We start from the raw sequence: 10,855 nt of genomic DNA on the forward strand, positions 1-10,855 counted from the left end.
ACGGGCACGCAGCTATTGTCGGCCCAAAGACACGGAATCACCGCCGAAACCGTGTCTTTCGGCCGACAATGCGTTCTCCCATTCCGCCCGCGTAATCGAATAGGCGACGTGGGGCATATCGATGCCGCAGTAGTGTTTGACGAACGTACCGCGCGGCGTCATGCCGTTTCGCTCGGCAACGCGTTTAGACGCCTCGTTCGTCGAGCGGACGAACGAGAACACCTCGTCGGAGCCAACTGTTTCAAACGCATAGTCCCTGCAAGCCGAAGCCGCCTCGGTTGCGTAGCCACGATGCCACTGCGAGCGGGCGAACAGATACCCGACCTCGACAACCTGCGTCTCGCCGTACTCCTGCAAGGTGAGGCCGCACTGTCCGACGAATGCCCCAGTCTCCTTCAGGATAACCGCCCAGAGCCCGAAGCCATCACGCACGTACCGATCGATCTGCCGCCGCAACCACTGCCGCACCTCAGCGTCGGAGAATGCATGCTCGTAGGCATACATGGCTTTTTCATCCTGCAAGATCGTGCAGAGGTTCTCGAAATCGCCATTGTCGAGCTTCCGCAAAGCGAGACGCTCGGTTTGGAGAATCCTTTCGCACACGCTTCCCATTCCGTCAATCGACCACCCTAAACCTCAAAGCAGTTGATTCCCTGCGAACCGAGAATCAACTGCTTTGCTCTTTCTTACAAAGTATAGCCTAGCCAAGCGGATTAGCGTTCGTATAGCCTTCACCGAGAATCGTGGACATGGGGATATCGCCCATCCAATCATCTGCAACCGTTTTGCCAAGACGGCTTTCTACTATATGGCGCGCCGCCGCACAAGAGCACCAGAGGGCAACCGGTTGATTGGTGCCGCCGCCATACACTTGGCTATCCCATCCAGCGGTAGCAATGCCCGAAGCGTACAACCCCGCAATTGCTTTTCCATTGGGGTCTACCACTTGGGCATGAGTGTTGATGTGGATCCCGCCATTGGTATTGTATGCGTTCACACCAGCCTTCGCCGCATAAAAGGGAGCGGTTTTAAGCGGCCAAATAAACTCTTGCGGCTTCCCGTATTCATCTGCAGATCCCTCGGCTGCATTATTGTAGGCCTCAACGGTTTCGACAAAAGCATTAACATCGAAGCTTTCCACGTCGGCGGCAATCGCCCTGCCGAGTTCTTCAATCGTATCGGCTTGATAGAACCAATCCTTATCTTTTACTCGTTCGATTTCCGAACGAATCTCAAGCGGCGTACCTGATTTCGTAGCGCTATCGAAACCGTTGTGGCCGTTCTGCCACTGGCCCTCTTCCCATTTACTAACATAGGATTCATCGAACACCGAGAAAGCCTGGCTTTGCGATAGAACAACCTGCGGGATACAGGTAAAGAACAGCTGGGATCCAGTGTTGAATCCGAACGACTCATCGTAGAATCGGTTGCCGTACTGGTTCACGAACATGCTGGAGAATTGAAATCCTGCAGCGGTGTTGAGATCGGAGTTGAAACCACATGGATCATCGGCCGTACCAATTCCCGCAAAGAACCCATCTATTGTCTGCAGCCCGGTTCGACCGTGTGCCGTTTGCTCCACCATAAGATGGCCGTCGCCATCTTGACCGGTACCCAGCGGCATAACCTTGCCTAAATCAACGTTCGAGTAAAGGCTGAGCAGCTCGGGATTGGTGTTCATGCCTCCCGAAGCGATAACAACTGCCTTGGCATTGAGCTGGACAACGCTATCGTCTGCGGCCTTGTACTGGATGCCGGAAACCGTGTAGTCGTCTTCGAGAACGAGAGCGAAAGCACGTGCTTCGGTACGTATATCAACGCCGAGTTCCTGAGCTTGAGGCGTCAGCGTAGCGATGGCGGATGCCCCCGTACCGCCTTCGTACAGAGGCTGTCCGCTGCCATAATCTTCGATCTTAACTCCATGCTTGCCAAACAGCCAGTCGGCACAGTCACCTTGCTGAGTGCGAAGCGCGTAAAACAAAGAGGGATCCACGACGAAATTGCGCTGAATCATTTCGGCCTGGACCGCTGCCCGCGCTTCTTCGGGCGACATATTGAGATACCCGGCACCACCTTCGGCAAAGTTGGTGTTTCCGCCCAACGCGTTCTGCTTCTCCAACATGACCACTATCGCATCGGGGTCTTGTTCTTTGACAAACATGGCCGCCGTAAAGCCGCCCATGCCCGAACCCATCACGACAACATCGACATCTTCCGTAGAGTCGGGCGCAACGGGTATGCCAATTCCATCGGGGTTTGCATACCCAACCGCAACTTGAGAAGCGCTTGGCTGCATATTGTCAGCATTGTCTTCTGCACTTGCAACGCCTTCGGTTGCCTGCGGAGAGCATGATGCCAAAAGGGAGCCCGTTGCAGCCGCTGCAGCAGCAACGATACCTCCTTTCATAAACGTACGGCGATCAAAGCTTTTTACTGTTTCGCGCATAGCGAATCCCTCCATTCGGTGTGGTTTACTGCCTGGGAAGGATTTTAGGAACCGTTTTTTTCTCCAACAATCGCGAATAATGTGTGATTTTCCCACAGGGTTCCTATCTGGGGATACCCTACAATAATCATATTTCCTCACCCATTTTTCGCGATATCGCGCAACGCCTCAACAAGCTCCTCGCGCGACGAGACATCCGCTTTCTTATAAATGTTGCGAACATGGGTTTTCACCGTATTGTCCGAAATAAACAAACCAGCGCTAATTTGCTTATAAGGCATTCTGCGCGCCAGCAGCATCGCTATCTGCGCCTCCCGAGCGCTAAAACCGAACCGCTGGATCCATGCATCAACTGCACTGTCTTCCAAGCACTCTTCGCCTTCGATCGAAAACGGATCTTCCGACATGCCGTCCTTGTCCAGGTTTTTCTGGGCGGTTTTTGCACGATAGTACATAAAGAGCGTCGACACGAGCAAGAGAAGGTACGTTAGTCCGCTTGAGAATGCATTCGAGAATTGCGTGGGCACAAGTGCACCGAGCATCTGACCGAGCTGACTGCTGAAAAACAGTAAAGCAACCAGAAAGGTCAGCCGATATTTCTTATCGTGTACAGCCAACACCGCGGCGAAGTACCACATCAGATTGAAGAAACAGGCAAACCCGCCTGTATTGATAGCCGTCGGTACAACATCGATTACCCCGTGCAGCGATACCAGCAGCATGCCCGTAGCAACGAGGGGCACGACGAAAAGGAGGCATTGCTCAAAAAGCGATTGTCGACCCTGGAGAAGAAAAACAGCGACCAGGAGAAGGGCGCAGATACAGGTACCTATGTACTCCGACTCCATTCCTGCGGATGCACCTGAATGCTCAAGACCCCCAGCCGCAAAAGTACGAACGAGACCGTAGGCAAAGCCCGTTAACACGGCAAGAACCACCAGCGGCTTTACGGTCATATCGACTTTTGCGGGAACCCGATCTGCATACATGGGACGGGCAGAACGGGCATAAGCATAGTAAGATACAGCGGCAATCACTATGAGCACCGCCGATGCAGCCATCTCTCCGACAACCGGTAGCCAGGAAAGGAGGAAAAATACCGCAACTCCAGCAACCGTCTCAACTGCAAAGGCCAAGGGCATGAACCGTACTCCCATGCGCGCGTGCAACTCCCCGCAAAGAAGCAGCATGAAACTGTTCCCCACGCCCGAAAGCACCGCACCGCCAGCCGTTACCATAGGATTCGATTCTCCCAAAGCGGGTATAACAAGCAGGCCGAGCGCCACCGAGGCGCAAACGGCGAAAACCACGTACGAGCCACGCCATCCAGCAAAGGTGAACTGGGGCTTACGGCGCGAAACCAAAGTTGCTACGCCCAAGGCGATCACGGTTCCGGCAATAGTCAAGACGAACCTACCATCGTATCCGCTGATAAGAGAATCGACGGCAGCAATGCGAGCATTCCAAAGCAGCAGATAGTGGCTTCCCCACCAGGCAATACTTCCAAGTACGAGAAGCAGGTTGCCTCTAAGCACCTCCATAGCCTCGGTTAACAGGCCCCTTCCCCGTTCGTTATCTAAGCTATTTTCCCCTCGCACAAGACCTCCCACCTACCGCCACCCCTCGGTTCTTCAGCAAAGTATTATCGAGGCCGCATTCCAAAAAAGTCATCCTATCGTCGACATTAACCTTATGTTCCTAATATGGCTGATCGATATCGACATGCGCCTGAGCATCGGCATCGAGGCCGAAGAAGCGCTTCGCCCGATAGCGGTCGAGCGCCACAAGCGCGATCATGCCCGCATTGTCGGTGCATGCGCTCATCGGCGGCAGCGTAAGCCGCACCCCGAGCTTCTCGCACATGACCCTGTACGCCGCGCGCAGGGCGGGGTTCGCCGCAACACCGCCACCGAGGCAGAACTCCTTCGCCCCGGTCAGCTTGAGCGCCATCTCGGCTTTCGCCACCTGCACGTCGATGACCGCCTGCTGAAACGATGCCGCAACATCGGCTTTGTCCACCGTGCGTCCCGCCGCCTCCTCGTTTCTCAAGTACGTGATAACGGCGGTTTTAAGCCCCGATAAGGAAAACCGCAGATCTCCCGAGTGGAGCATGGCACGCGGAAAACCAATCGCTGACGCATCGCCTTCGGCGGCGAGCTTCGAGATGACGGGGCCGCCAGGATACCCGAGGCCCATCGCCTTCGCAACTTTGTCGAATGCCTCGCCCACCGCATCGTCGAGCGTCGAGCCCATCGTAACGTATTCGCCCCACGCCTTCACATGGACGAGCATCGTGTGCCCGCCCGACACGAGCGACACCACCAAAGGCGGCGTGATGTCGGGCGTGGCGATCTTGTTCGCATAGATGTGGCCTTCGAGATGGTTCACGCCGATAAACGGCAGATCGGCCGCCCACGCGGCACCCTTCGCGAAGGCGACTCCCACCACGAGCGCTCCCACAAGGCCGGGAGCGTAGGTAACCGCCACCGCCGAAAGGTCGCGCCAGCGAAGCCGAGGCACGCCGATTCGCTCCGCCGCGACGTCGAGGCATTCGTCCGTAACGCCGCAAATGGCTTCGATATGCTTGCGGCTGGCGATTTCGGGCACCACGCCGCCGAACCGCGCATGAAAATCGATCTGGGATGCGACCACGTCGGATACAAGAGATCCCCGCCCGTCGACGATGGCAGCCGCCGTCTCGTCGCACGAAGTTTCAATGGCGAGGACGAGCGGTTGGGAGCCTTCGATACGCTCGCGTGAATCGGCCCGCTGAACAGCCGTTTCATCTGAGGTATCGCACGGTTCGGCATCGCTGTGCACCATAAGCTCCATGCCCGCCACATCGTGGTGATCGAGCGGAAGGGGACCTTCCATGATAACGGCATCCTCGCGATCCGAGTAATAGCGCGGACGCATGCCGATCGATTCGAACCCAAGCGCGCGATACAAAGCCTGTGCCGATTCGTTCGACGTCCGAACTTCGAGCGAGCAGCTCTTGGCGCCGAGATCGCGGGCATCGCTCGCGATGCGAGCCAAAAGCGATCGCGCAATGCCGCAACGCCGCATGGCGGGCACCGTCGCAACCTTGAGAATCTGCACCTGACCGTCAACGATCCACCCCCCCGCATATCCGACAAGCGCATCGTCCGCATCGTAAGCGGCCCACCACACGCGATCTTTGCGCGGCAGCTCGTCGAGCACGAGCGCTTCGCTCCACGCGTCGGTGCCCATGAGCTCCGTTTCGAGATGCGCAACCATTTGCGCATGCGCCGCATCGAGCGGTCGGTACGTGATGCCGTTTTCATCCGCCTGGGCGTTTTCGATCGCGCTGTCGCGCACCGTTGCGCGCTGATCGCGCCTTATGCCCGTATCCTGTACGCCGGTGCGAAGATTTTTGGGTTCGTTCTTGCTCAATCGGATACGTTCGTTTTCCTCAGCATCCGATAACCTCGTATACACCGGCAAAGCGAACGCCGGATTGCCGAATGCGGCATCGAACGGGTCGATGTCGCCTTCGCGCCACGCCGCTTGAGCTGCGAGCAACAGGCCCTGCCCCGTCGGCGTCCAGAGAGGTTCGTCGGCGAACGTGCCGCACGGCTCGAACAGATCGGCATATTTTTTGAGTGCATCGCCCGCCACGACGGGAACAGCGGATGCGCCGCCAGCCGCATCGGCAACCGCGCCCGTACAGCCAGCCGCATCGGCGGCGTTGACCGCATCGGCTTCCAAACCCGCAGCGTTCGCCGCACCCTCTTTTGCAACCGAACCGGCGGGCCACCCGCCCGCAAGGCGTTCGGCAGCCTCGTCGGCCTTGACCACGCTGTCGGCCTCAAGACGGGCAATGCCCTCATCCGATAGCTCGAACCGAACGGGGTAGACTTCCTTGCGCATGGCATCCGCTACCACCACAGCATGCCCGCGCACGCCAGCATGCTGCAAGCCCCATGCGATGGAATCGAGCGTCGAGACGCCGTACAGGGGAACCTCGAGAGCTGCGGAGACGCCCTTTGCCGTAGCCATCGCGATGCGCACGCCGGTGAACGATCCCGGTCCGCGCCCGCACACCACGCAAGCGATCGCATGTTTGTCGATACCGCATTCGGAAAGCAGCGCGTCGATGCGCGGCAGCAACTGCGTGTTCGACGCCCGATGGGCCTCGATTTCCACCGAGGCAGCCAGAGAAACGCTTCGATCCGCGGGATCGAGTGCGCCGAGTCCGATCGCTATGATCTCGTTTGCCGTGTCGAACGCAAGGATATACGGGTGTGTCAATTCGCTCATAGTAGTTACATCTTCGATTCTGTGGGTTCGGGGCTTGTCGCGCACATGCCGATTCGCATCGCGGGCTGCATCCTACTGGGTTTGCACAAGGCGGGATTTCGAATCCTTCGCCCATACGAACAGCAGGTTGCGCGCGCGTTCGCCGAACGAGTGCGCTTGGACGATCCGTATGCCGTTTTCGTTAACGGTAATGTCGATCTGAAGATAGCCGTACGGCAACGCATCGGGAAACTTGTCTCCCCATTCGATGAACGTTGCACCCGGCCCGTCAACCGTCTCGTAATAGCCGATGTCTTCGAGCTGATCGGATGCATCGAGCCGGTACAGATCGAAGTGGAACAGCGGAAGATTGCCGTCCATATAGCTCAAAAGGATGTTGAACGTGGGGCTCGTCACCGGCCCGCCGATCCCGAGACCCGCGGCAACCCCCTGGACGAACTGCGTCTTGCCGGCACCGAGATCGCCGTTGAGCACGATCACATCGCCGGCTCGCAGGTACGGGGCGAGCGTCGTCGCCAGCTGCTTGGTCGCTTCGGTCGAAGTGGTCTGCCGCACGTATGTGAGTCCGTTAGCCATGCATGCTATGATACGACAACCGCGAGCGCTAATCTAGGCATGCACAAGGTCAGCACGGCCATGGGGACCACGCGGACGATGTCGCCAGCACGGTCGCCGAAGCAGCATGATCGCGAATGCCCGAGCCGCCCAATCAACAACCTGCCCGATCGATCCTCTCGGGATGGGTGTACACCGTAAAGCGATCCTTGCGCGCAAAGGCCGCAAGCGTCATGTTCACACGCTCGCCGAATTCAACGACGGCGCTCGTGGGAGCCGAGATGGTTGCAACGATCGCAATGCCGAAACGCGCGCAGCGGATGGCCAGATCGAGGGCGCAGCGGCTCGAGAGGAACATAAACCCGCTCGACGGATCGACGCCTTCGCGCAACAGGGAGCCGATGAGCTTGTCGATGGCGATATGGCGTCCGATATCCTCGCGAACAAAGCGCCGCCCGGTTGCGCAGTCCACGAACATCGCCGCATGCGTTGCCCCGGTATCCTGATGCATGCCCTGCAAGGCGAAAAGCTCGTCGCTCGCCTTCCATACGTCCTCGGGCGCAATGTGCGGACCCTCGGGAAGAAGGCCTACGTCGAACCCCGGAAGCGCTGGCGCAACAACGGCCGGACACGGACTCGTCGAAGCCGAAACCCCGCTGATTGCGCGACGGACCTCGCACCCCGGCTCGATGCTCACGACAAAACCGTCGGCTTCTTCGCATACGCTCACCGCACGCACCTCTTCGGCCCGCTCGATGAACCCCGAAGAAAACGACAGGCCGAAGGCGAGATCCTCGAGATCGCACGGCGTGCAGGTAAGGGAAATCGCTTCGTTGCCGAATCGCACGACCACGGGCACCTCGGCTGCGATCGCCTCATCGCGCAACGAGCTTCCATCGCGCGCGATGCGCAAAGCCGAGACGTTCGTCATGTACGCACGCGAACCCTGTCCCATTACGCGCCGCCCATCCCCGTCCGCCGATCCGCGGCCAGCGCATCGCGAGTGCGCTTGCATTCGGGGCATAGCTTCGTCATCGTGCGGGCTAGCGCCGCATCAGCATGATCGAGCTGGGAAAGCAAGCGATTCGCATACGCAACCTCTTTCCTCGATGCATAGTACTTGCCGCACTCCTCGCATTCGGCAAGCGCGAACACGCATCGCTTCGGCGGCTCGGCCTCATCGGCGGGATTGACGCCGGAAAGCAACCCCATCGCGCCCGTCGGGCACACCTCGTGGCACGCGCCGCACGACGTGCACAGCTCGAAATCGAGCATCCACACAAGCGTTCCCTCGTCCTCGTCGACGACGATGCCGATGGCACGGGGCTCGCATGCCACCGCGCAGGCGGCGCAGGCTATGCACGCGCCGAAATCGTGATGGGGCTTGCCTCTGCCGTGCGAGACCCGAGCACTGCGCGCATTCGCATTACACCCGCCGCCCGATCGGGGCGATGGGACGGATCCTTCAACCACGGGCACCCCCTTGTCCGCCTGCGCGCATGGCCACCATCATCTTCTCGAGGGCACCGAGGCGCTTCTCGCGGCTCGACACCTCAAGCGACGCCTGATCGACCACCTGCAGCGCATCGGTCGGGCAAGCCTTTACGCACTGGGGTCCGTCGGCGGTTTTCGCGCACAGGTCGCATACGGCAACGCACGAGTAGTCGCCCGTCTCCTTCTGGCGCAGTAGACCCGACGAGCGTGCCGTCGAAGCGCGGCCGAACAGAACGCCGCGGGGACGCGAGCTCGAGGGCATCGAGGGATACACCGCCCCGAACGGGCACGCAAGAGCGCAGAGAAGGCATCCCGTGCACAGATCCTCGACGACCTGCATCCGATCGCCGTCGCAGACGATGGCATCGGCCGGGCACACGGCCATGCAGGGAGATCCTTCGCACTGATGGCAGGTGACGGCAGCGGATACATCCCTCGTCTTGATGATCGACAGGCGCGCAACGGGACGGAGCGCAAGTTTTCGATGGCTCTCGCTGCATGCAACGGCACAGGCATCGCATCCGATGCACCGATGCGGATTCACGATGACGAATCGGTTCAAGCTGCCCTCACCTCGCTTCCCTGTGCAAAACCGCCCCTATACGGCCGTTTCTTCCGAGCCCCATGCCCTCTCGAGCGCCAAACGCGCGTTCTGAGCCTCGGTGGCCTTTCGCGCCGCTTTCTCGGCCTCGGCAATCGCACGCGTGCGCGCCTCGGTCACCGTGCCCGGCACATCTCCCTCGCCAAGCTCGGCCGACGGGTCCGCTTCGGCCACAGCAACATCGGCAACCTCATCCTGACGGGATGCCTCGGCGAATAGGCGGTCTTTTAGTTCGGTGTAGAGGTCCTGCATATGGCGCTCGGCCCACAGCTGGTCGGCGATGGGCTCCACCTGGCAGGCGCTGTACTTGTCTTCGGGCGTGCCCGATTGCGAATCGGTCACGTGCAAGGTGAGCTCGTTGCATTTGCCGACCCACCATTGGTAGGTCATGTACACGGCCCCCTCGTTGATCCGATCGTCGAGAGCCGCGCGCGAGATGATCTTGCCGCGACGCGAATACACCCATACGAGCTGCTCTTCGTCGATGCCGCGCGCCTCAGCATCGAGGGGGTTCATATGCACGTAGCCCGGTTCGTCGGCAAGCGCCGCGAGCGCCTTGCAGTTGCCGGTCATGGATCGGCACGAGTAATGCCCCACCTCGCGCACCGTGCAGAGCACGAGCGGGTACTCGCGGTCGGGAAGCTCGGTCGGCGACTCGTAATCGGTCGCGAAGAAGTGCGCCTTGCCGTCAGGCGTCGTAAACGCACCGCCTCCGTAGAGCTCGGGCGATCCGGGATGGTCGATATCGGGGATAGGCCATTGGGCATGCCCGAGACCTTCCATCTTCTCGTAGGTCGCACCGAAGAACAGCGGGCACAGCTCGCGGATCTCGTTCCAGATCTCTTCGGTCGACGTATACGACATGGGATAGCCCATGCGACAGGAGAGGTCTTGGAATATCTCCCAGTCATGGCGGCATTCGCCCTTGGGAGGCACCGCAGCTGAAAATCGCTGGAAGGTGCGATCAGACGCGGTGAACACACCCCCGTGCTCACCCCACGAAGTGGCGGGCAGCACGACATCGGCAAGCGCCGTGGTCTGCGTCATGAAGATGTCCTGGCTGATAAGCAGATCGAGGTCTTCGAGCGTACGACGCATCTGCGCCGTGTCGGGCTCGGTTTGCAACGGATCCTCGCCGAAGTTGTAGAACGCGCGGATGCTGCCGTCGGCCACGCCGTGCGGCAGATCGGTGAGCTTGCGACCCTCGACAGGAGAGAGCTTCTCGATCGGCACGTTCCATGCGCGGGCGAACTTCTCGCGCACCGCGTCGTCGTCGATGCGCTGGTATCCGGGATACAGGCTCGGCCACATGCCCATGTCGCACGAGCCCTGCACGTTGTTCTGACCGCGCACCGGCGCCAATCCGCTCGCATGCTTGCCGATATGACCGGTGATGAGCGCAAGCGCCGCTATGGCGTGTACGCTATCGACGCCTTGGCGCTGCTGGGTTATGCCCATGCCCCATCCGATAACGGCGG

The 10,855-nt window shown here is 59.6% G+C and carries 9 protein-coding genes; all 9 read right to left on the bottom strand.

Annotated features, from left to right (window positions below):
• Positions 1-12 precede the first annotated feature (12 nt).
• Positions 13-603: a GNAT family N-acetyltransferase gene (locus C1722_RS14330; RefSeq protein ID WP_244902596.1), complete on the bottom strand. Its 591-nt coding sequence runs from the start codon at positions 601-603 to the stop codon at positions 13-15.
• Positions 604-700: 97 nt separating this feature from the next.
• Positions 701-2,446, bottom strand: coding sequence for an FAD-binding protein (locus C1722_RS14335; RefSeq protein WP_219724323.1), 1,746 nt, complete (start codon positions 2,444-2,446; stop codon positions 701-703).
• A gap of 137 nt (positions 2,447-2,583) precedes the next feature.
• On the bottom strand, positions 2,584-3,987 hold the full coding sequence (locus C1722_RS14340; RefSeq protein ID WP_102380035.1) for a helix-turn-helix domain-containing protein: 1,404 nt from the start codon (positions 3,985-3,987) through the stop codon (positions 2,584-2,586).
• Between the two features lie 157 nt (positions 3,988-4,144).
• The gene (tsaD, locus tag C1722_RS14345) at positions 4,145-6,727 is read right to left on the bottom strand and encodes a tRNA (adenosine(37)-N6)-threonylcarbamoyltransferase complex transferase subunit TsaD (RefSeq protein WP_102380036.1); all 2,583 of its coding nucleotides are present in this window, start codon (positions 6,725-6,727) and stop codon (positions 4,145-4,147) included.
• Positions 6,728-6,799: 72 nt separating this feature from the next.
• Entirely contained in the window at positions 6,800-7,303 is a 504-nt protein-coding gene (tsaE, locus tag C1722_RS14350) for a tRNA (adenosine(37)-N6)-threonylcarbamoyltransferase complex ATPase subunit type 1 TsaE (RefSeq protein WP_180995278.1), read from the bottom strand.
• 133 nt (positions 7,304-7,436) lie between these two features.
• Positions 7,437-8,237, bottom strand: a complete 801-nt coding sequence (gene fdhD, locus C1722_RS14355; RefSeq protein WP_180995279.1) for a formate dehydrogenase accessory sulfurtransferase FdhD — start codon at positions 8,235-8,237, stop codon at positions 7,437-7,439.
• Positions 8,237-8,755 carry a 4Fe-4S dicluster domain-containing protein gene (locus tag C1722_RS14360; protein ID WP_102380039.1) on the bottom strand — a complete coding sequence of 173 codons (519 nt, stop codon included), beginning with the start codon at positions 8,753-8,755 and terminating at the stop codon, positions 8,237-8,239. The genes fdhD and C1722_RS14360 overlap by 1 nt, the downstream gene beginning before the upstream one ends.
• Entirely contained in the window at positions 8,748-9,338 is a 591-nt protein-coding gene (locus C1722_RS14365) for a 4Fe-4S binding protein (RefSeq protein WP_102380040.1), read from the bottom strand. Before C1722_RS14365 ends, C1722_RS14360 begins: the two co-directional genes overlap by 8 nt.
• A 36-nt stretch (positions 9,339-9,374) precedes the next feature.
• On the bottom strand, positions 9,375-10,855 hold a 1,481-nt coding region (locus C1722_RS14370; RefSeq protein WP_180995280.1), incomplete at its 5' end, for a molybdopterin oxidoreductase family protein.

This window comes from Raoultibacter timonensis, assembly GCF_900240215.1.
Taxonomy (GTDB): Bacteria; Actinomycetota; Coriobacteriia; order Coriobacteriales; family Eggerthellaceae; genus Raoultibacter; species Raoultibacter timonensis.

Bases quoted from the DNA above. Each gene is read 5' to 3' on its own strand.
- fdhD (WP_180995279.1), bottom strand. From the start codon at position 8,237: ATGGGACAGGGTTCGCGTGCGTACATGACGAACGTCTCGGCTTTGCGC.
- C1722_RS14340 (WP_102380035.1), bottom strand. From the start codon at position 3,987: ATGGAGGTGCTTAGAGGCAACCTGCTTCTCGTACTTGGAAGTATTGCC.
- tsaD (WP_102380036.1), bottom strand. From the start codon at position 6,727: ATGAGCGAATTGACACACCCGTATATCCTTGCGTTCGACACGGCAAAC.
- C1722_RS14335 (WP_219724323.1), bottom strand. From the start codon at position 2,446: ATGCGCGAAACAGTAAAAAGCTTTGATCGCCGTACGTTTATGAAAGGA.
- tsaE (WP_180995278.1), bottom strand. From the start codon at position 7,303: ATGGCTAACGGACTCACATACGTGCGGCAGACCACTTCGACCGAAGCG.